The sequence below is a fragment of the Xanthomonas sp. LMG 12462 genome, assembly GCF_009192885.1.
Classification (GTDB): domain Bacteria; phylum Pseudomonadota; class Gammaproteobacteria; order Xanthomonadales; family Xanthomonadaceae; genus Xanthomonas_A; species Xanthomonas_A sontii.
Genome location: NZ_NMPP01000078.1, coordinates 1 through 18755, shown reverse-complemented (window position 1 = coordinate 18755; position 18755 = coordinate 1). Strand labels below are relative to the sequence as shown.

Genomic DNA, 18755 nt, shown 5'->3' with positions numbered 1-18755 from the left:
TCAAGTGTCGAATCGACGCGGTGACGCGGTTTCCCCCAAGGAGGTTCGCCATGCATGAGAAGAGCCGCTGTGTTGAAGAGGTGACGGGCGCAGCCCCCCGTTCGTCAACCTTCCTTGTGCGTCGTCACCAGGCGCAGGAAGGCTTCGTGCTGGTAGCGGCTCATGCGCAGTTGCTGCCCCGTCTCCATGGTGACCACGTGGTGACCGTTGAACCAGGGGTGGATCGCCCTCACCCGACGCAGGTTGACGATCGCCGATCGATGCACGCGGGCGAAGTGGCGCGGGTCCAGCCGTGCGGCCAGCGTGGCCATGGTCTCGCGCAGTTCATGGGTGCGGTCGGCCAGGTGGATCAGCGCCGTGTTGCGACTGGCCTTGATCCAGACGATGTCCTCGACGGCGACCAGCACCACCGCTTCGTCGACGCGTACCGGAATCCGTTGCAGATAGTCTTCGCGTTGGCGCAGCGCATCCAGGGTCTGCAGAATGCGCGTCTCGACAAGGGAACCCGCGCCGCTGCTGAAGGACATTCGTCGTTTGGCGCGTTGCAACGTCTCGGCGAAGCGTTCGCGGCTGAAGGGCTTGACCAGATAGTCCACCGCATTGGCCTCGAACGCACGGACCGCGTACTGCTCGTAGGCGGTGACGAAGATCGTCGCCGGCATGTTGGCCGCGCCGATCGTGGCGACGACGTCCATGCCGGTCATGGCCGGCATCTGGATGTCCAGGAACACCAGGTCGGGCGACTGGCTGCGGATCGCGATCACCGCAGAGGCGCCATCGCCGCATTCGCCCAGCAGCGCGATGGCCGGATCGGCACGCAGCAGTCGCACGATGGCGTGGCGCGCGATCGGTTCGTCGTCGATGACCAGCGCCGTGATGCTCATGCTGCGACGTGCTCCGGGGCGTCCTCGGCGTCCAGTTTGCGGAACGGCAGCCGGATACGGCAGGCAACGCCTTGCGGATAGAGCATGTCGAGCCGGATGTCGGCGTTGTCGCCGTAGAGTTCCTTCAGTCGCAGGCGGCTATTGGAGAAACCGATGCCGTGTCCGCCCGCACTGCTGTTGTCCTGCAGCGTGCTGTTGCCGTTGCGCACTTCGATGGACAGCGTTTCGCCTTCGCGTCGGCACTCGATCTCGATGCGGTCGCTGCCGACATGTTGGCCGATGCCATGGCGGATCGCATTTTCCACCAGCGGTTGCAGCAGCAGGCTGGGCACTGCGCAGTGCAGCGTGCCGGGCGCGACATAGAGCTTCGTGCTCAGGCGCTCGCCATAGCGCTTGCGCTGGATGCCGAGATACAGGTCGAGCAGGGCCAGTTCGCGTTCCAGGGTGATTTCCTGGCCGTCGTAGTCTTCCAGGAAGGCGCGCAGCAGTTCGCTCAACCGCAGCAGCATGTCCTCGGCGGCGACGGTGTCTTCGTCCAGCAGGGTGACGATGGCATGCAGCGTGTTGAACAGGAAATGCGGTTGCAGCTGGCTCTTGAGCGCTTGCAGGCGCGACTGCGCGAGTTCGGCGGCCAGACGGCTGGCTTCCACCTCGCGCCGGGCCTTCTCGGCGTGGAAGTGCAGCGCTTGCTGGATCGCGAACAAGGTCCAGTAGGTCAGCAACCCGATGGCGAAGTGCTGCTCCAGGAAATACCCCAGTTGTTCAGCGAAGCCGCTGGGCTCGAACAGGGTGGAGACCAGCGCGCCGATGACCATCGTGGCGAACGTCACGCACAGGCTTGCGGCTGCCTGCGCGCCAAGCCCGTGGAAGCGCTGGGCGCCGCGGACAGGGAAATGTTCGGCGAGCCGGAAGACGGTGGGCGCCAGGAGGGCCCAGCTGTACCACTGGATCAGCGACCACCGGATGAGCACCTCCAGAGGCCACCTGCCGGCAGACGCACCGTTGTTGATGATGTTCTGGAGCATGAACACCATGGCCACCAGCGTCCACAGCGCGACATAGCGCCATAGGCTGATTTCGGTACTGCCGAGTCGGACGTTCATCCAGCGATGGCCGAGGGGTGACGGGCGCATCCTAGGCGCAGCGACACGCCATGGAAAGCGCCGATGCGCGCGCACTACGATTGGGAGCGCGAGAACGACGATTCGTCCCGAATCGATTTGCAGCCACGCGGCCACGCGGCCTGATGGGCACGTCAGCACCAAAGGAATCTGTTTCCTCGCGGCTGGCGAATCCTTCCTATCGGAGCTCTGTCATGCCCTCGATTCGTGTCCTTGCCTTGACCCTTTCCCTGTCCGTCGCGACCGCAGCGGCGGCCGCTGCCGAGCCGGTTCGCTATCTGGAATTGAGCAACCGCGCCTACGACGCGCTGACGGCGCTGGCGGTCGCTGCGCCAGGCAGCCATGCTTTTCGTGACGTCGCGCTCGGTGCGCCGTTGCGGGGTGGCGGCGACGCAGCGACCTTCCCGCTCGCAGGCGCCGCATGCCGCTACGACCTCCGCTTCACCTTTCGCAACGGACGTTCGATGCTGTATCCGGATGTGGACGTCTGTGCCCACCGCGTGCGCATCCGGCCGTTGCCGCGCCTGCAGCCGGGCGCACGTGCGGCGCAGGTCGCAGGAGCCGCAGGAACGTCGCCCTGACGCGCGCTGCGTTCGGCTTCGTCGCCGTACGACTGCGTCGTCGCAAGGCGCTCTCCGTCGCGTCCGTCGCGGCGGAGGCCGCGCCTGCGAATGCGTGCGGAGAGGGGCGCTAACCCGCCTTCGGCGGCAACCCGAGCAGTTCCGCCGGCAGCGCCGGCATCGGGGTGCGCTCGTCCAGCGCCTCGCGCTTGAGCCAGTCGACGAAGTGGCTGGCGGCCGGGCTGAGCAGGCGGTGGGTCGGATGCACGATGTAGTAGGAATAGCGCGCGGTCAGCGCCGGGCCGGGCAGGCGCACCAGTTCGTAACGCTGCAGGTAGGGCTGGGCGATGTGCTTGCGTGCCAGCACCGCGCCCACGCCGTACACCGCCGCGCGCATCGCATCGGTGCTGTCGTTGAAGGTGTGCATCGGCGGCAGCGCCACGCCGCGCACGCCGGCGGCGCGGAACCAGTCGCGCCAGCCCTGCGGCGACATGTCGGTGAGCAGCGGCAGTTGCGCGATCTGCTCGGGCCGGCGCAGCGTCGGCAGTTGCGGCAGAGCCGGCGAGGCCACCGGGAACAGTTCGTCGTCCATCAGATGGTGCGAGGTCAGGCCCGGCCAGGCGCCCTGGCCGTAGCGGATGCCCAGATCCGGGCCGCCCTCCTCGAAGCGCGAGAACGCCGCATCGGTCTGGATGTCCAGCCGCACGTGCGGATAGGCCTGGCAGAAGCGCGGCAGGCGCGGCAGCAGCCAGCAGTACGAGAGCGAGCGCAGCGTGGTGAGGCGCAGCGGCGCGGTGTCGGCCTGCGGATGCAGGTTGCCGGCGACCGCGGCGATGTCGGCCAGCGCCGCGCTGGCGGCATCGGCCAGTTGCCGGCCCTCGGCGGTCAGCTTGACCCCGCGCGCGTGGCGCTGGAACAGCGTGGCGCCGAGCAGGGCTTCCAGGCGCCGCACATGGTGGCTGACCGCGCTGGCGGTGAGATGCAGTTCCTCCGCGGCATGGGCGAAGTTCTGGTGGCGCGCCGCGGCGGCGAACACGCCGAGTGCGGGCAGCAGGGACGGGCGCAGTTGCATGAGCAGGCACGCGGCAGATTTGTGGCTCGCGACGATACTACGCGCTTGTCAGCCCCGTGGCGCAGGGCGATGCTGGCAGCCGAACACGACATGCGCGGCGGGCAGCGGTGATGCGGCGTCGGCGCGGATGCGCCGCCCGGCGTCCTCAGCCGGCAGCGGATGGGTGGCGTCGCACGACCGCTGCGGCGCGTGTCCGATCGACCGCGAGCCTCTTCCATGCCCACCTCCGATCCTTCCCTGCAGCCGGCCATCGCCTCCGCCGCTGCTGCCTCCGCATCCGACGGCGCGCCCGCCCGCGACTGGCGCACGCCGCTGGAACTGGGTTTCCTCGGCGTCGTCTGGGGCTGCTCGTTCCTGTTCATGCGCGTGGCCGCGCCGCAGTTCGGCGCCTACGCGCTGGTGGAACTGCGCCTGGCGCTGGGCGCGGCGGTGCTGCTGCCGTTCCTGTGGCTGGCGCGGGCGCGCTTCCCGTTGCGGCGCTGGCCGACCCTGGCGGCGATCGGCATGCTCAACTCGGCGCTGCCGTTCCTGCTCTTCGCCTGGGGCGCGCAGCATGCGCCGGCGGCGATCGGCGCGATCTGCAACGCGATGACCGTGCTGTTCACCGCCTTGATCGCCTTCCTGTTCTTCGGCGAGAAGATCGGCACGCGCCGCGCGCTGGCGCTGTTGATCGGCTTCGCCGGCATCGTGGTGCTCGCCACCGGCAAGTCGGCCGGCATCAGCGTGGGCCCCGCCGCGCTGGCCGGCACCACTGCCTCCCTGCTGTACGGCATCGGCTACAGCCTGGTGAAGCGGCACATGAGCGATCTGCCGCCAGCCGCGGCGGCGGCGTCGACGCTGGGGTGCAGCGCGTTGCTGCTGGCGCCGCTGGCCTGGACGCACTGGCCGGCCGCACCGGTGCCGGCGGTGGCCTGGGCCTGCGCCGGCGGCCTGGGCGTGCTCTGCACCGGCCTGGCGTTCCTGTTGTACTACCGGTTGATCCAGCGCATCGGCCCGGCGCGCGCGTCGACGGTGACCTATCTGGTGCCGGTGTTCGGCGCGCTGCTGGCCTGGGCGATCCTCGGCGAGCCGCTGACCTGGACCATGTTGCTGGCCGGCATGCTGATCCTGGGCAGCGTCGCCTTCAGCCAGCGCGCGCGGTAGCGGCGCAACTGGCAGGCGTGCGCGAGGACGTCGGCGCGCCGCAAATTCCGTGTCCCCCCTTTGCCTGAGAACGACGCAATGACCGATTCCCTGCTCGCATCGCAGTTCGCCTTCAAGGCCTGGGCCAACGCCGAACTGCTGCAGGCGTTGGCGCAGATCGATGGTGCGGCGTTTCCGGCGCAGCGGCAGCGCGCGATCCGGCTGTTGAACCATACCTACGTGGTGGACCGGATCTTCGCTGCGCACCTGGAGGGCGGCACGCATGCGTTCACCGCGAGCAATACGCCGCAGACGCCGGAACTGGAGGCGCTGGGTGCGGCGATGGCCGAATCGGACCGGTGGTATGCCGACTATGTCGCCCGGATCGACGCGCCCGCCTTGCAGCAGACACTGGCGTTCCATTTCACCGATGGCGATGCCGGCCGCATGCGCCGAGAGGAAATGCTGTTCCACGTGCTCGCGCATGGCGCTTTCCACCGCGGCAACATCGCCATGCTGCTGACCGAGTGCGGCGTGGAGCAGCCGCGCGAACTGTTCACCCGCTTCCTGCACGCGCAGCAACCGCAGCGGCGCAGCGTCGGCGGCGCCTGAGCGCGCACCGTCCGGCGCGCGCATGACGCGTCACTTCGGCGGCGTACGCACCGGCAGCGGCACATTGCACAGGTCGATGTGCCCGGCAGGCCGCTTGTAGAACGCGTCGCGGCGGTTGCGTCGCGCCTCGACCACCTCGCGGAAGGTGCGCGTATCCGTGCGCAGCAATTGCAGCGGGGTGCGCTCGTTCTCCGGCACGTCGCTGGCTAGGCGGATGGCGCGGATCGGGGTGCGTTGTTCGGGTTTTTCGTAGAAGCCCATCGGGTCAGGTCCGCGCGGGATCACGCTGAGCAGTTCCATGCCCTTGACCACGCGGCCGACCACGGTGATGTTGCGGTCCAGTTGCCGCGGCGATTGCCCGGTGACCACGTACAGTTCGGCGCCGATGCTGCTGTCCTCGTCGTTGTTGCGGCCGGCGCCGAGCGTGCCGTAGCAATGCGCCAGCCAGGCGGTGCCGGCCTTGGGATCGCGCGCCACCGGAAAGCCGTCGACGAAGCCGACCTGCGGCGCCCAGCCGTCGCGGTCGGGCAGGGGCTGGAACGCCAGGCCCGCGGCCGGGCGCTGGAATTCGGCGGGCAGGTGGGTCTTGGCACTGCCCAGCGACCTGGCCTTGCCCGGCTCCTCGCCGTCGGGGTCGCCGAACTGCACCACGAAATTGTCCTGCGCGCGGTAGATGCTCAGGCCGTCCCAGAAGTGCTCGTGGGCCAGGGTGCGGATGTTGCCGACGTGCTGCGGCGCGAACGCCGGTGCCAGTTCGATGATCACCCGGCCGGTGTCCAGCTCCAGGTACAGCGTGTTGGCCGGATCCAGCGTGCGCCAGTCGCTGGGCTTGGATGCGTCCAGGATCTGTTGCGGGCTGCGGTAGGGCACGGCCGGCGGCGGTGCCCCGGCCGACGCGGCGAAGGTGGACAGCGACAACGCGAGGGCGAGCAGGGAAGTGCGCAGCGGCATGAGGGCGGCCCGGTCGGTGAGCGCCCGATTCTCACCGAAGCGGCGGCCGCTGCCAATGTGCCGGCGGCATGGCGCGACCGCCGTGCCGCCGACAGCGCTGTCTACGACAGCGCGCGCTTCTGCGGTTCCTGTGTGTCCTGCACTGGCGCCTGGTTCGGCAGCGGCGGCAGCGCGGCCAGTTGCCTGGCGCTTTCCGCCGCCGGGATGGTGGCCGCCTGCGCGGCGTCCACGTAGGCCACCCGCTTGTCGCCGGCGCCGGGGTCGCCCTGCACCGCGAACACGCGGCCGTTGTCGTTGCGCAGCACGTGATCGACCTGGGTCAGGCCATCGCGCCTGGCTGCCAGCAGCAAGTTGCTGGCGACGTTGGCATCGTACGGGGTGAGCTTGTGCTCGATCGCCTGCTGCATCGCCTGTTGCCGCGGGTCGGCGGCGGCAGCGGCGTGCGGCTCCGGCCCGCTGCCGGTGGCGCGTGTCGGCGCCGTCGGCGACTTCTGCTCTGGCGTTTCGGCCTTGGCGTCGATGCGTTGCAGATCGCCGCCCGGCGTGCCGCCGGCGCTGTCGGCCACGCGGAACAGGCGCTCGCTCAGGCCGTACTGGGAATTGCCAAGGTTGCGCGCCAGGCCGATCGCGAAGTCCTGCGGACTTTGCTTGGCGTACTGCGCCGCCTCGTGCGCGGTCATCGGGCTGGCCTGCGCTGCGCGCTGGTACTGCTGACGCAGCGCATCCATCTGCCGCTCGGAGAAGTGCAGGGTGAGGTCCTGGCCGGCCTTCGCCGGACCCGCGGCACCGGCCTTGCCGGCGAGCACCGAGTTGAGCAGTTGCGCCTGGTTCTCGTCGACCTTGTCGAACTTGAACTGGTAGCTGCGTTCGTCCACGCGCTCGTTGTTCGCGGCGTCGAACTGGCGGGTCATGGTCATCGGCACGTTGCCGGCGTACTGCACCTTGCCGACCAGGCTGTAGCTGCCGTCGGCATAGGTGGTGCGCACGTTCTCCCCGGTGTTGCGCTGGCCGCCCAGCTCGGCCTTGAACGGGCCTACCCCGAGTTGGGCACGGGTTTCCGAACTCATCGTGAGGCTTTCGACCTTCTGTACGTCGCTGACGCCGGGTACGTTGGCGGCGAGCTTGCCGCTGACCAGGAAGTCGCGATAGGCGGCTTGCGCCTGCGGCTCGCGCAGGTCGAAGGTGGCGGTGCGCATGTTCGCCTGGCCGAGCGCGTCCTGGCGGCCGAGCATGGCCTGGGCGATGTCGGTCTTGAATCCGACCGCCTCCAGCCGCTCCAGCGCCTGGGTCGGGCCGACCGCCACGCGCACGCTGTGCTCGTCCACGCGCTGCACGGCGTAGCTCATGCCGGCCGCATCGGTGCGCTCGCTGGAGGTGGCCAAGCCGCGAAACGTCGCCTCCATCGAGGTCTTGGCGAAGGCCTGGCCATCGAGCTTGACGCTACCGTCCACCGGGATGGTCTGCGGGTCGAACGGATTCACCTGGGCAGCGGCTTCGGCCTTGGCCTCGCCGGGCAGGCGCACCTCGTAACGGCCGCGCTCGCCGACCGCCTGGGTCAGGCTGCCGTCGACGGCCAGGCGCCCGGCCTTGAATGCGCCCTCGATGCGATGGCCCTGGGTGAACTCCATCTCCACGTTGAACACGGTCTTGCCGTCTTCCTGTTTGCTGCCGGCGCCGACCTTGCCGGTCTGCACCAAGGCGTACTCCAGTGGGCCACGCCTGGCTTCGGTGACCGTACGGCTGTACTCGAGCGAGCCTGCGCCAGCGTTCGGATCCCGCTTGATCGGGCCAGCGGAGTATTGGTTGCCGGAACTGGCGAAGCTCGGGTCGGTGGCCTGGCCGGGTTGCTGTTCGGTGGGGGACGGGCTCATGCGATACCTCCTGGAATGCATGTGGAACGGAACCGTCACGAGTGTAGGGCGCGCGACGTTGTCGAAACGTTTGCCGCGGCAATCGCGGCGCTTGGGCGGCGTGCATGACCAATGGCACGATCACTATGTCGAACTCGTTACTAGTATCTAGCTCAACCTAGCGAGGGCGCCATGGTCGAGCCGGATGCGCAGCTGAAGAAATTCCAGAAGGAGCTGAGTGCCGGCACCGTGTCGCTGGCCCTGCTGGCGGTCTTGGCCGCGGCCGAGGCGCCGCTGTACGGCTACCTCATCGCCAAGCGCCTGGAGCAGGTGGGCGAGGGCGTGCTCAGCGGCAAGCAGAGTGCGCTGTATCCGGTGCTGCGCAACCTGGAGGCTGCCGGCCTGCTGTCCAGCCATGTCGAGCCGTCGGTGGCGGGGCCGCCACGGCGTTACTACCGCATCACCGCGGCGGGTCTTTCCACGCTGCGGCAATGGGCCGCGGCGTGGCGCGCCACCCGCGATTCCGTCGATTCCGTGCTGAAGGGGATTTCAGAATGAGCAGCGCACACACCGCACCGCGGCCCTTGCCGACCACCATTCCCGACTACCTGGCGCAACTGCGTGCGGCATTGGGCGGCGCCGACCCGGCGCTGATCCAGGACGCGCTGTACGACGCGGAGGAATACCTGCGCTCGGAGCTGGCCGAGCAGCCGGGCAAGAGCGAGGCCGAGGTCATCGCCGGCGTGGCCGGCAGCTACGGTGCGCCGGACGAGGTGGCCGAGATCTACCGCGAGACCGAAGTGACGGTGAACCGCGCGCTGAAGCCGCCGGCGCCGCCCAAGCGCAAATCGTTGCCCGGCCGCTTCTTTGGCGTGGTCGCCGACCCGCGCGCCTACGGCAGCCTGTTCTACATGCTGCTGTCGCTGGTCACCGGCATCTTCTACTTCACCTGGCTGGTCACCGGCGTCAGCGTGTCGGCGGGCTTGCTGATCCTGATCGTCGGGGTGCCGCTGCTGGTGCTGTTCTTCGGGTCGGTGCGGCTGCTGTCGCTGGTGGAAGGGCGCGTGGTGGAAGTGCTGCTGGGCGAGCGCATGCCGCGGCGGCCGCTGTACAGCGCGCCCGAACAGCCGTGGCTGCAGCGCATCGGGCAGATGTTCACCGATGCGCGCACCTGGACCACGATGCTGTACTTCCTGCTGATGCTGCCGCTGGGCATCTTCTACTTCACGGTATTCGCGGCCTTGCTGAGTACGTCGCTGCTGATGCTGCTGGCGCCTGCCGCGCTGTTTGCCCCGGACGTCGCTGATCTGACCGTTCATGTCGGTCCGCTGCACTGGATCGGCAGCGAGGCGTGGCTGCCGTTGCTGCTGGCCAGCGTGCTGGGCGCGGCGCTGTTCTTCGTCACGCTGCACCTGTCGCGCGGCTTCGGCAAGGCGCATGGCCTGCTGGCCAAGCACCTGCTGGTGCGCAGCGAGGCGCTCTGATGTCCTGATACACGATCGCCCGCGGCGTGGTCGCCGCGGGCGAGATGCCGCTCAGCCCGCCTTGCGGCTGCCGCGGCGCTTGAGCGGGGTGACGTTGCCGGCTGCCGGCGCGCGGCTGGCGCCGGCGTTGGCGGCGATGAAACTGCGCACCTGCGGATACACGATGTCGCGCCAGCGACGGCCGCTGAAGATGCCGTAATGGCCGGCGCCTTGCACTTCCAGGTGCTGGCGCCGCGCCGCGGGAATGCCGGTGCACAGGTCCTGCGCGGCGGCGGTCTGGCCCAGGCCGGAGATGTCGTCCAGTTCGCCTTCGATGCTGAGCAGCGCGGTGTCGCGGATCGCGGCCGGGTCGACGCGTTCGCCGTCGATCACCCATTCGCCGCGCGGCAGCAGGAATTCCTGGAACACCACGCGGATGGTGTCCAGGTAGTAGGTGGCCGGCATGTCCAGCACCGCGTTGTACTCGTCGTAGAAGCGGCGGTGCGCCTCGGCGTCCTGCAGGTCGCCCTTGACCAGGTTGGCGTAGAAATCCCAGTGCGACATGAAGTGCCGGCTCGGGTTCATCGCCAGGAAGCCGATGTGCTGCAGGAAGCCCGGATAGACGGCGCGGCCGTGGCCGGGATAGGCCGGCGGCACGGTATGGATGACGTTGTGCTCGAACCAGGACAGCGGATTGCGCGTGGCCAGGTTGTTGACTTCGGTGGGGCTGCGGCGCGCATCGATCGGGCCACCCATCATCACCAGCGAGCGCGGCGTGGTCTCGCCACGTCCGGCCATCAGCGAGACTGCCGCCAGCACCGGCACGGTCGGCTGGCACACGCTCATCACGTGCAGCGATTCGGCGCCGATGTGGCGGATGAAGTCCTGCACGTAGCGCACGTAGTCGTCCAGGCCGAAGTCGCCTTCGGACTGCGGCACCATGCGCGCGTCGATCCAGTCGGTGACGTAGACCTTGTGGTCGCGCAGCAGGGTGCGCACGGTGTCGCGCAGCAGCGTGGCGTGGTGGCCGGACAGCGGCGCCACCACCAGCACGGCCGGCTGCTTCTTGAGTCCGTCCACGACCTTGGCGTCGTCGCTGAAGCGCTTGAAGCGCAGCAGGCGGCAGAACGGCTTGCGCAGCACTTCCTGCTCGACGATCGGCAGGGCGTGGCCGTCGACCTCGACATGGTCCAGCGCCCAGGCCGGCTTCTCGTAGTCCTTGCCCAGGCGGTGCATCAACTCGTTGCTGGCGGCCAGGCGCTCGGCGCCGGGCAGCGTCGACCACAGGCTGTTGGGGTCGGAGAAGATCTTGGCGTTGGCTTCGGCCTGGTGCACCCAGGGGGCGAGCAGGTTACGGGTCAGTTCGTGCCACTGGTAGAGCATGCCGGTGTTTCCATCCTGAGCGTATGCTGCCGTGCAGCATAACGCATCCGCGCGGTTTGCACCTTAATGGGGCACCAGACCAATCGTCTCCAGGGCCGCCGCATCCCCCGCCAGCGCTGGCGCCAGCCAGCAATGACTGCCGACCGGGCGCAGCCCGAGCGCACCGAACTGGCGCCGGTACCAGCGCGCCGCGCGGGGCTGGAAGCCGGCGTGGTCGCCGTCGAAATCGTCCTCGGCGGCGAAGGTCTCCAGGAACGCCACGCCGCCGCACAGCTCCACCAGGCCGGGCAGGCCCTGGCGCAGTTCGCGGCTGGGCACGTAGTGCAGCACGTCCGAGCACACCAGCAGGTCCACCGGCGCGCACGGCCGCAGCCAGGCGAAATCGCCGAAGCGCGCCGGGTGCAGGTTGCGGTGGCGGCCGTAGCGGGCGACCGCGTAATCGCTGCTGTCGAAGCCGAGGTAGCGCAGTTTCGGCCGCAGCTTCAGCAGCGGCGCGCGCCAGGCGCCTTCGCCGCAGCCGATGTCGAGCACGCTGCGGATCGGCCGTTCCAGGTAGTACTCGGCCTGGGCCACGGCGAGCGCGACCTTGCGCGCCAGGCGCGAGGCATCGCCGATGCCGTCGCGGCGATACCAGCGCTGGAAGTAGTCGGCGTCGTACTGTTTGTCCATGCGGGCGTGTGGTCCGTGCGGGCGCCGGACGAATCGGCGAAAATGGCCGCACATCCTACGCCAGCGACACGGAGCCAGCGCATGCAACTCTACCTGTGGATCAAGTCCCTGCATCTGCTGTTCGTGATCGCATGGATGGCGGCGGTGTTCTACCTGCCGCGGATCCTGGTCAACGTCGCCGAGAGCGCGGGCCAGCCGCAGGTGCAGGAGCGCCTGGCGCTGATGGGCCGGCGCCTGTACCGCTTCGGCCACATGATGTTCGGCCTGGCGCTGCTGCTGGGGCTGGCGTTGTGGCTGGGCTACAAGGTGCTGCCGGACTTCCCGACCATGGTCGCGCCCGGCCACAGCGGCTGGCTGCACGCCAAGCTCGGCCTGGTGGCGCTGATGCTGGCCTACTACATCTTCACCGGCCGCTGGCTCAAGCGCGTGGGGCAGACGCAGCCCCTGCCATCCTCGCGCGCGCTGCGCCTGTTCAACGAGCTGCCGGTGCTCGCGCTGCTGGTGGTGATCTGGCTGGTGCTGGCCAAGCCGTTTTGAGCGGGGATTGGGGATTGGGGATTGGGGATTCGAAAGTCCCCGTTTCCGACCCTTTCCGGGCTTGCGCCAGCAGCTAGGCGTTGCGGCTGTCGAGTTGCTTCAGTTCGCTGCGGGCCAGGTCGATCCACTGGCGTTGGTCGCGCTGGTAGTAGCGTGGGGCCAGGCTGGAGCGCTTCAGTACTTCGTTGAACACTTCGCCGGCGCGCTGCGGCTGGCCCGCGCGCTGAAGCAGTTGCGCGTAGCGCACGCGCGCTTCTTCGCCGGGGTAGTCGTCGGCGAGCGCGGCGTATTCCTCCAGCGCCGCGTCGGTCTGGCCCAGCGCCTCGGTGGCGCGCGCGTATAGCAGGTGGCCGTCTTGCGAGCGGAACTGCGGGTTGGCGGCGATCAGCCGGTCCAGCGTGGCTTTCACCGCGGCCGGCTGGTCCAGGCCGAACTGCGCCTTGGCCAGTCCGAGCAGTAGTCCGGGGTCGTCGCGGTGGATGCCGCGCAAGCCGCTCTCGAACACCTCGGCCGCCTGCGCGTACTCGCCGTTATCCAGGTGCACCTCGGCCAGTTGCCGGCGGTTGTCCACGGTGTCGGCCAGTTCCAGGCGATTGCCGGCGGTGCGCTTGTCGCGGTTCGGATCGAGCGTGGCACCGACCTTGCGCAGGTGGCGGCGCGCGCGCGGATCGTTGCGCCACTCCGGCAGCAGTTCGGCGATCACGTAGATCAGGATCCCCAGATACGAAAAGATCAGCAGGATGAAGATCCAATACAGCGGGCGGCCGCTGCGCACCACGTGCACGCAGCAGGCCAACTGCAAGGCCAGCGACAGCAGGACGATGGGATTCATGGACAACGCTTCCTTGTGTCGCGATCAGGCCGCTTCGTACGCCCCGTAGCTGCGCAGGCGCGCGTAGCGCTTCTCCAGCAACTGCTCGATCGGCTGCTGTTCCAGGGCATGCAGTTCGTTGAGCAGGACCGCCTTCAGGCGCTTGGCCATCTGCGTGGGGTTGCGGTGGGCGCCGCCGATCGGTTCGCGGATCACCTTGTCGACCAGGCCCAGCGCGGACAGGCGCTTGGCGGTCAGGCCGAGCTGTTCGGCGGCATCCTTGGCCTTGGAGGCGTCCTTCCACAGGATCGAGGCGCAGCCTTCCGGCGAGATCACCGAATAGGTGCCGTATTCCAGCATCAGGGTGCGGTCGCCCACGCCGATCGCCAGTGCGCCGCCGGAGCCGCCTTCGCCGATCACGGTGCAGATCACCGGCACCTTCAGTTCGGCCATTTCCAGCAGGTTGCGCGCGATCGCCTCGCTCTGGCCGCGCTCCTCGGCGCCGATGCCGGGGTAGGCGCCGGGGGTGTCGATGAAGGTCAGCAGCGGCAGCTTGAAGCGCTCGGCCAGCTTCATCAGGCGCAGCGCCTTGCGGTAGCCCTCCGGGCGCGGCATGCCGAAATTGCGCGCGATCTTGCTCTTGGTGTCGCGGCCCTTCTGGTGGCCGATGATCACCACCGCGCGGCCATCGATGCGGCCGAGGCCGCCGACGATGGCCTTGTCGTCGGCGAACGCGCGGTCGCCGGCCAGTTCCTGGAACTCGTCGCAGAACACGTTGATGTAGTCCAGCGTGTACGGGCGCTGCGGATGCCGCGCCAACTGCGAGATCTGCCACGAGGACAGGTCGCGGAAGATCTGCGCCGTGCGCACCCGCAGCTTGTCTTCCAGCGCGCTGACCTCGGCATCGACGTTGACCGCCGGGCCGGTGCTGGCGTTGCGCAGTTCCTGGATCTTGGCTTCCAGATCGGCGATGGGTTGCTCGAAGTCGAGGTAGTTCGGGTTCATTGGAAGCCGTCGGATGGATCAAAGGTGGGGAAGCTTAGCCGAATGTACGGCAACTGCCCGTACGCTCCGGTGTGGAAAGGCCGGCGGGGCGCGGCTGGCCGAGGGCGGCGGCGGTTCAGGGAACGACCAGCGCACTGCGCCCGGTCAGCTCGCCGAAGGCGTGCACGAAGGTGTTGTAGGCCTCGTTGGCCGAGGGCGGCAGCGAGGCGCCCAGCGTCGCGGTCGCGGCGGTGAACGCCATCTGCGCCTGGAAGGCTTCCTTGCGCAGGGCCCGCTGCGCGTCGGCGCCGGTCGCGCGCAGGTGGCGCGCGTAGAGCGCGCGCAGCGGGCCGGCATGGGCCTCGTAGGCCGGGTCCAGCGGCGGCAACGTCGCCGGGGCCTTCTCCAGCGCGAAGCGCGGCGTCACGTAACGGCCCGGCCGCGCGCGCTCGAACGCGCCGGGCTGGCCCATGCCGGTCTCGACGTAGGCGATGAAGTCCGGCGCAGTGAAGATCTTGCGGTCGATCTTGCCGCCGCTGGCATCGACATGCGCGACGACCTGCTCGTCCGGGAACGGCTCGCGCACGCCGAAGGTCCAGTCCTTGTCGATGAACAGGTCGTGGGTCTGTTTGAAGGGGCCTTCGAAGGTGACGCCGTTCAGTTCGATCCGCGCGTTGATCGAACCGAAGTTCTTCGCCTTGTCCGGGCCGGTGAGGTAGATCGCGTTCGCGGTCACGTACTCGCTCAGGGTCGGATTGATCAGCCCGCCCCTGGTATCGGCGTAGACGATGAAGCGCACATCGCCCAGGCGTTCGCTGCGCAGGTGGTGCTCGCCGGCCGCCAACGTCACCGGCTGCGCCTGCTGCGCCGGCACCTGCAGGGTCTTGCCGTCGAGCGTGATCGACAGCGGCGCGGCGGTGGGGTTGTCGATCTGGAAGTCGACCTTGGACGAGGAACACGCCGCCAGCACGAGCGCGGCAGCGAATGGGAACAGCACGGTCTTCATCGCGGCCTCCTTCCTTCGGCCATGTGCAACGGGCGCGCCGCGCTGCGCGCCAGGCTCAGTTCGCCCATGGCGGGTTGTATTTGACCTTCACCGCGCGCACCGCCGGGTCGCCGCGCAGGGCGTCCAGCAGCTGCGGGTCCACGCGCACCGAATGGCTGCCGTTGAGGTCGAGCATGCCGGCGATGCCGCCCTGCGCCGACTGCAGCAGCAGGTCCAGGCGCAGGGGGGTCTTGCCCGGGCGGTGGCGGGCGAGCAGGCCATCGATGCGCGGCCAGGCGCTGCGCTGGCGCAGGTCCAGGCGCAGCGACAGGCGCTGCGCGTGGTGCGTGCAGATCTGTTCGTAGTCCCAGCACTGGCGGATGCGCATCGCGTAGCCGCCGTTGAATTCGTCCTCGCGCACACCGCCCTTGACGATCAGGATGCGGTCGCGGGTCAGCAGGTGGCCGAACTCGGCGATGGCGTCGGAGAACGCGCTGCACTCGATGCGGCCGCGGCCGTCCTCCAGTTGCACGAACACCTGGCTGTCGCCCTTGCGGCGCACGCCGACCACCTGGCCGGCGAGGATCGCGCTGACCTCCGGGCGCCAGGCGCGCTTCTCGCCATCGCCGCCACCACCGCGGCCGCCGCCGGATTGCGCGCAGATCTTCTCCAGCGCGCTCAGGTCGCAGCCGACCAGTTCGCGCACTTCGTCGCGGTACGGATCGAACGGATGGCCGCTGAGGTAGAAGCCCAGCGTCTCGCGCTCGCCGGCCAGCAACTGGCCCAGCGGCCATTCCTTGCTCTCCGGCAGGTCCAGGCGCAGCGCCGGGGCGCTGGTGTCGGCGCCGCCGAACAGCGAGTTCTGCCCGGAGGCGCGCTCGCGCGCCATCTGCTCGGTGGCCTTCATCACCTCCGGCAGCTGCAGCATCAGCGTGGCGCGGTTGGCGCCCAGCCCGTCCATCGCGCCGGCGTTGATCATCGCCTCGAGGGTGCGCTTGTTGAGCTTGGCCGATTCCACGCGGGTGCAGAAATCCAGCAGCGAGGCGTACTCGCCGCCACGCTCGCGCTCGGCCACGATCGCCTCGCAGGCGCCGCGGCCCACGCCTTTGATCGCGCCCAGGCCGTACTGGATGGTGTCCGGGGTGGCCGCCTCGAACATGTAGGCCGAGGCGTTGATGCGCGGCGGCAGCACGGTCAGGCCGAGGTTGCGCACCTCGTCGAGGAAGCCGACCACCTTGTCGGTGTTGTCCATGTCCGAGGACAGCGTGGCCGCCATGAACTCGGCCGGGTAATGGCGTTTCAGCCACGCGGTCTGGTAGCTGACCAGCGCGTAGGCGGCGGCGTGCGACTTGTTGAAGCCGTAGCCGGCGAACTTCTCCATCAGGTCGAAGATTTCGTCGGCCTTGGCCTCGCCGACGCCGCCCTTGGCCGCACCCTCGCGGAAGATCTCGCGGTGCTTGGCCATTTCCGCCGGCACCTTCTTGCCCATCGCGCGGCGTAGCAGGTCGGCGCCGCCCAGCGAGTAGCCGCCGACGATCTGCGCCATCTGCATCACCTGCTCCTGGTACACCATGATGCCGTAGGTGTCCTTCAGGATCGCTTCGGTGCGCGGATCGGGATAGACGATCTCCTCCTGCCCGTGCTTGCGCGCGTTGAACGAGGGGATCAGGTCCATCGGGCCGGGGCGGTACAGCGAGACCAGCGCGATGAGGTCCTCGAAGCGGTCGGGGCGGGCGTCCTTCAGCAGCCGGCGCATGCCCGAGGATTCGAACTGGAACACCGCACCGGTGTTGCCCGAGGCGAAGATGCCCTTGTAGGTCGGCGCGTCGTCGAGCGGGATCGCGGCGATCTCCACCGGCGGGATGCCGGCGCGCGCGTGGCGCACGTTGATCGCCTTCACCGCCCAGTCGATGATGGTCAGGGTGCGCAGGCCGAGGAAGTCGAACTTGACCAGGCCGACCTGCTCGACATCGTCCTTGTCGAACTGGGTGACCGGGTTCTTGCCGAAATTGTCGACGTCGTGTTCGGCGAACAGCGGGCAGAAGTCGGACAGCGGCGTCGGTGCGATCACCACGCCGCCGGCGTGCTTGCCGGCGTTGCGGGTCAGGTCCTCGAGCTGCCGCGCCAGGTCCATCAGGTCGCGGACGTCGTCCTCGGCCTGGTAGCGCTGGATCAGCTCCGGCGAGGCCATCTCGCTGTCCTTGCCTTCGCCCATCGCATCCTTCAGCGTGATGCCGAGGATGTTGGGGATCAGCTTGGCGACGCCGTCGACCAGGCCGTACGGGAAGCCGAGCACGCGGCCGCAGTCGCGCACCACCGCCTTGGCCGCCATGGTGCCGTAGGTGATGATCTGGCTGACCCGGTCGCGGCCGTACTTGCGCGCCACGTAGTCGATCACCTCGTCGCGGCGATCCATGCAGAAGTCGATGTCGAAGTCGGGCATCGACACGCGTTCCGGGTTGAGGAAGCGCTCGAACAGCAGGTTGTACGGCAGCGGATCCAGGTCGGTGATCTGCAGCGCCCACGCCACCAGCGAACCGGCGCCGGAACCGCGGCCTGGGCCGATCGGGATGCCCTGGTTCTTGCCCCACTGGATGAAGTCGGCCACGATCAGGAAGTAGCCGGGGAAGCCCATCTTGATGATGGTGTCCAGCTCGAACTCGAGCCGGTCCACGTAGTCCTGGCGGGTCTTGCCGGGCGCCAGCGGGTTCTTCTCCAGGCGCGCGGCCAGGCCGTCGCGCGACTGGCTGCGGATCCAGCTGTCCAGCGTCTCGTCGTCGGGTACCGGATAGGCGGGCAGGAAGTAGGTGCCCAGCTGCATCTCGATGTTGCAGCGTTGCGCCAGCGCCAGGGTGTTGTCGATCGCGTCGGGGATGTCGGCGAACAGCGCGGCCATTTCCTCGGCCGACTTCAGGTACTGCTGGTCGCTGTAGTCGCGCGGGCGCTTGGGATCGTCGAGCACGCGGCCGGAGGAGATGCACACGCGCGCCTCGTGCGCGGCGAAGTCGCTGGCGTACAGAAAGCGCACGTCGTTGCTGGCGATCACCGGCAGGCCGCGGGTGCCGGCGGCGTGCAGGGCGAACTGGTTGAACGCCTCCTCGCCATCGCGGCCGGTGCGGGTCAGTTCCAGGTGCAGGCCGTCGCCGAAGATGCGCTGCCAGTCGGCCAGTTGCTGCTCGGCCAGGTCGTGGCGGCCTTCGCTGGCCAGGCGCCCGGCCAGGCTCTCGCGGCCGGCCAGCGCGAACAGGTTGTCGCTGCCGGTCTGCAGCCATTCCGGGCGCAGCGCCACGCCGCCTTCGCTGCGGTGGCCTTCCAGCCAGGCGCGGGTCAGCAGCCGCGACAGGCTCAGGTAGCCGTCGCGATTGCGGCACAGCACGGTCAGCCGCCACGGCGCCTGGGTGCCGTCGGCGATCAGCAGGTCGGCGCCAGCGATCGGCTTGATGCCCACGCCCTCGGCGGCCTTGTAGAACTTGACCAGCGCGAACAGGTTGTTGAGGTCGGTGACCGCCAGCGCGGGCAGGTCCAACTCCACCGCGCGGCTGAGCAGGTTGGCCTGCTTGGCTTTCTTCGGGTCGGCCTGATCCGGTTTCTCGGGCACACGGATGGTCGAATCCGCCAGCGAGAACTCGGTGTGGATGTGCAGATGGGCGAAGCGGGAAGTGGACATGCGGAACCAGAGCGATGCCCGGGCAGGGTAGCGGCGGGGGGCGAGCCGGGCAAGGCTTGACAGCGAGGGGCGGGGATTCGGGAG

Annotated in this window: 17 protein-coding genes; 6 read left to right on the top strand and 11 right to left on the bottom strand. The window is 68.9% G+C overall.

Annotation, left to right across the window (positions count from 1 at the left end):
- Nucleotides 1-104: 104 nt before the first annotated feature.
- Together CEK69_RS17480 and CEK69_RS17475 are read right to left on the bottom strand one after the other, a co-directional pair.
- Nucleotides 105-884 (bottom strand): LytTR family DNA-binding domain-containing protein, encoded by a 780-nt coding sequence (locus tag CEK69_RS17480; RefSeq protein WP_152247008.1) that lies wholly within the window; start codon nt 882-884, stop codon nt 105-107.
- Nucleotides 881-2122 carry a histidine kinase gene (locus CEK69_RS17475; protein WP_226975211.1) on the bottom strand — a complete coding sequence of 414 codons (1242 nt, stop codon included), beginning with the start codon at nt 2120-2122 and terminating at the stop codon, nt 881-883. The genes CEK69_RS17480 and CEK69_RS17475 overlap by 4 nt, the downstream gene beginning before the upstream one ends.
- 77 nt (nt 2123-2199) lie before the next feature.
- Here CEK69_RS17475 and CEK69_RS17470 point away from each other — a divergent pair, with 77 nt between their 5' ends.
- Complete coding sequence (locus CEK69_RS17470; RefSeq protein WP_152247006.1) at nt 2200-2586, top strand: hypothetical protein; 387 nt, start codon at nt 2200-2202, stop codon at nt 2584-2586.
- Between the two features lie 109 nt (nt 2587-2695).
- Here the strand turns inward: CEK69_RS17470 and CEK69_RS17465 are convergent, their stop codons facing one another.
- Entirely contained in the window at nt 2696-3637 is a 942-nt protein-coding gene (locus CEK69_RS17465) for a LysR substrate-binding domain-containing protein (protein WP_152247004.1), read from the bottom strand.
- 216 nt (nt 3638-3853) lie between these two features.
- On the opposite strand from CEK69_RS17465, the gene CEK69_RS17460 reads away from it, so the two are divergent.
- Nucleotides 3854-4780: a DMT family transporter gene (locus CEK69_RS17460; protein WP_226975210.1), complete on the top strand. Its 927-nt coding sequence runs from the start codon at nt 3854-3856 to the stop codon at nt 4778-4780.
- A gap of 78 nt (nt 4781-4858) precedes the next feature.
- Nucleotides 4859-5371, top strand: a complete 513-nt coding sequence (locus CEK69_RS17455; RefSeq protein WP_152247002.1) for a DinB family protein — start codon at nt 4859-4861, stop codon at nt 5369-5371.
- Nucleotides 5372-5401: 30 nt separating this feature from the next.
- Here CEK69_RS17455 and CEK69_RS17450 read toward each other — a convergent pair whose 3' ends face one another.
- Nucleotides 5402-6322 carry a peptidylprolyl isomerase gene (locus CEK69_RS17450; RefSeq protein ID WP_148829574.1) on the bottom strand — a complete coding sequence of 307 codons (921 nt, stop codon included), beginning with the start codon at nt 6320-6322 and terminating at the stop codon, nt 5402-5404.
- A gap of 101 nt (nt 6323-6423) precedes the next feature.
- Complete coding sequence (locus CEK69_RS17445) at nt 6424-8193, bottom strand: XVIPCD domain-containing protein (protein WP_152247000.1); 1770 nt, start codon at nt 8191-8193, stop codon at nt 6424-6426.
- Between the two features lie 171 nt (nt 8194-8364).
- Here CEK69_RS17445 and CEK69_RS17440 point away from each other — a divergent pair, with 171 nt between their 5' ends.
- The gene (locus CEK69_RS17440) at nt 8365-8730 is read left to right on the top strand and encodes a PadR family transcriptional regulator (protein ID WP_017908804.1); all 366 of its coding nucleotides are present in this window, start codon (nt 8365-8367) and stop codon (nt 8728-8730) included.
- Nucleotides 8727-9656 (top strand): sensor domain-containing protein, encoded by a 930-nt coding sequence (locus CEK69_RS17435; RefSeq protein WP_152246998.1) that lies wholly within the window; start codon nt 8727-8729, stop codon nt 9654-9656. The genes CEK69_RS17440 and CEK69_RS17435 overlap by 4 nt, the downstream gene beginning before the upstream one ends.
- A 51-nt stretch (nt 9657-9707) precedes the next feature.
- Here CEK69_RS17435 and phaZ read toward each other — a convergent pair whose 3' ends face one another.
- The gene (phaZ, locus tag CEK69_RS17430; protein ID WP_043092494.1) at nt 9708-11018 is read right to left on the bottom strand and encodes a polyhydroxyalkanoate depolymerase; all 1311 of its coding nucleotides are present in this window, start codon (nt 11016-11018) and stop codon (nt 9708-9710) included.
- Nucleotides 11019-11081: 63 nt separating this feature from the next.
- Complete coding sequence (locus CEK69_RS17425; RefSeq protein WP_152246996.1) at nt 11082-11687, bottom strand: class I SAM-dependent methyltransferase; 606 nt, start codon at nt 11685-11687, stop codon at nt 11082-11084.
- A gap of 81 nt (nt 11688-11768) precedes the next feature.
- Between CEK69_RS17425 and CEK69_RS17420 the strand changes: the two genes are divergently transcribed.
- Nucleotides 11769-12224 carry a CopD family protein gene (locus CEK69_RS17420; RefSeq protein WP_152246994.1) on the top strand — a complete coding sequence of 152 codons (456 nt, stop codon included), beginning with the start codon at nt 11769-11771 and terminating at the stop codon, nt 12222-12224.
- 73 nt (nt 12225-12297) lie between these two features.
- Here CEK69_RS17420 and CEK69_RS17415 read toward each other — a convergent pair whose 3' ends face one another.
- The 4 genes from CEK69_RS17415 to dnaE form a co-directional block, all read right to left on the bottom strand.
- Nucleotides 12298-13056 carry a tetratricopeptide repeat protein gene (locus CEK69_RS17415; RefSeq protein WP_017908799.1) on the bottom strand — a complete coding sequence of 253 codons (759 nt, stop codon included), beginning with the start codon at nt 13054-13056 and terminating at the stop codon, nt 12298-12300.
- Between the two features lie 24 nt (nt 13057-13080).
- Nucleotides 13081-14040 (bottom strand): acetyl-CoA carboxylase carboxyltransferase subunit alpha, encoded by a 960-nt coding sequence (locus CEK69_RS17410; protein WP_152246992.1) that lies wholly within the window; start codon nt 14038-14040, stop codon nt 13081-13083.
- 115 nt (nt 14041-14155) lie between these two features.
- On the bottom strand, nt 14156-15025 hold the full coding sequence (locus CEK69_RS17405) for a hypothetical protein (RefSeq protein WP_152246990.1): 870 nt from the start codon (nt 15023-15025) through the stop codon (nt 14156-14158).
- Between the two features lie 55 nt (nt 15026-15080).
- Nucleotides 15081-18671, bottom strand: a complete 3591-nt coding sequence (dnaE, locus tag CEK69_RS17400) for a DNA polymerase III subunit alpha (protein ID WP_152246988.1) — start codon at nt 18669-18671, stop codon at nt 15081-15083.
- Nucleotides 18672-18755: the final 84 nt, after the last annotated feature.

Bases quoted from the DNA above. Each gene is read 5' to 3' on its own strand.
- CEK69_RS17445 (WP_152247000.1), bottom strand. From the start codon at position 8,193: ATGAGCCCGTCCCCCACCGAACAGCAACCCGGCCAGGCCACCGACCCG.
- CEK69_RS17435 (WP_152246998.1), top strand. From the start codon at position 8,727: ATGAGCAGCGCACACACCGCACCGCGGCCCTTGCCGACCACCATTCCC.
- CEK69_RS17415 (WP_017908799.1), bottom strand. From the start codon at position 13,056: ATGAATCCCATCGTCCTGCTGTCGCTGGCCTTGCAGTTGGCCTGCTGC.
- dnaE (WP_152246988.1), bottom strand. From the start codon at position 18,671: ATGTCCACTTCCCGCTTCGCCCATCTGCACATCCACACCGAGTTCTCG.
- CEK69_RS17470 (WP_152247006.1), top strand. From the start codon at position 2,200: ATGCCCTCGATTCGTGTCCTTGCCTTGACCCTTTCCCTGTCCGTCGCG.
- CEK69_RS17450 (WP_148829574.1), bottom strand. From the start codon at position 6,322: ATGCCGCTGCGCACTTCCCTGCTCGCCCTCGCGTTGTCGCTGTCCACC.
- CEK69_RS17410 (WP_152246992.1), bottom strand. From the start codon at position 14,040: ATGAACCCGAACTACCTCGACTTCGAGCAACCCATCGCCGATCTGGAA.
- phaZ (WP_043092494.1), bottom strand. From the start codon at position 11,018: ATGCTCTACCAGTGGCACGAACTGACCCGTAACCTGCTCGCCCCCTGG.
- CEK69_RS17460 (WP_226975210.1), top strand. From the start codon at position 3,854: ATGCCCACCTCCGATCCTTCCCTGCAGCCGGCCATCGCCTCCGCCGCT.
- CEK69_RS17455 (WP_152247002.1), top strand. From the start codon at position 4,859: ATGACCGATTCCCTGCTCGCATCGCAGTTCGCCTTCAAGGCCTGGGCC.
- CEK69_RS17425 (WP_152246996.1), bottom strand. From the start codon at position 11,687: ATGGACAAACAGTACGACGCCGACTACTTCCAGCGCTGGTATCGCCGC.
- CEK69_RS17480 (WP_152247008.1), bottom strand. From the start codon at position 884: ATGAGCATCACGGCGCTGGTCATCGACGACGAACCGATCGCGCGCCAC.
- CEK69_RS17405 (WP_152246990.1), bottom strand. From the start codon at position 15,025: ATGAAGACCGTGCTGTTCCCATTCGCTGCCGCGCTCGTGCTGGCGGCG.
- CEK69_RS17420 (WP_152246994.1), top strand. From the start codon at position 11,769: ATGCAACTCTACCTGTGGATCAAGTCCCTGCATCTGCTGTTCGTGATC.
- CEK69_RS17440 (WP_017908804.1), top strand. From the start codon at position 8,365: ATGGTCGAGCCGGATGCGCAGCTGAAGAAATTCCAGAAGGAGCTGAGT.
- CEK69_RS17465 (WP_152247004.1), bottom strand. From the start codon at position 3,637: ATGCAACTGCGCCCGTCCCTGCTGCCCGCACTCGGCGTGTTCGCCGCC.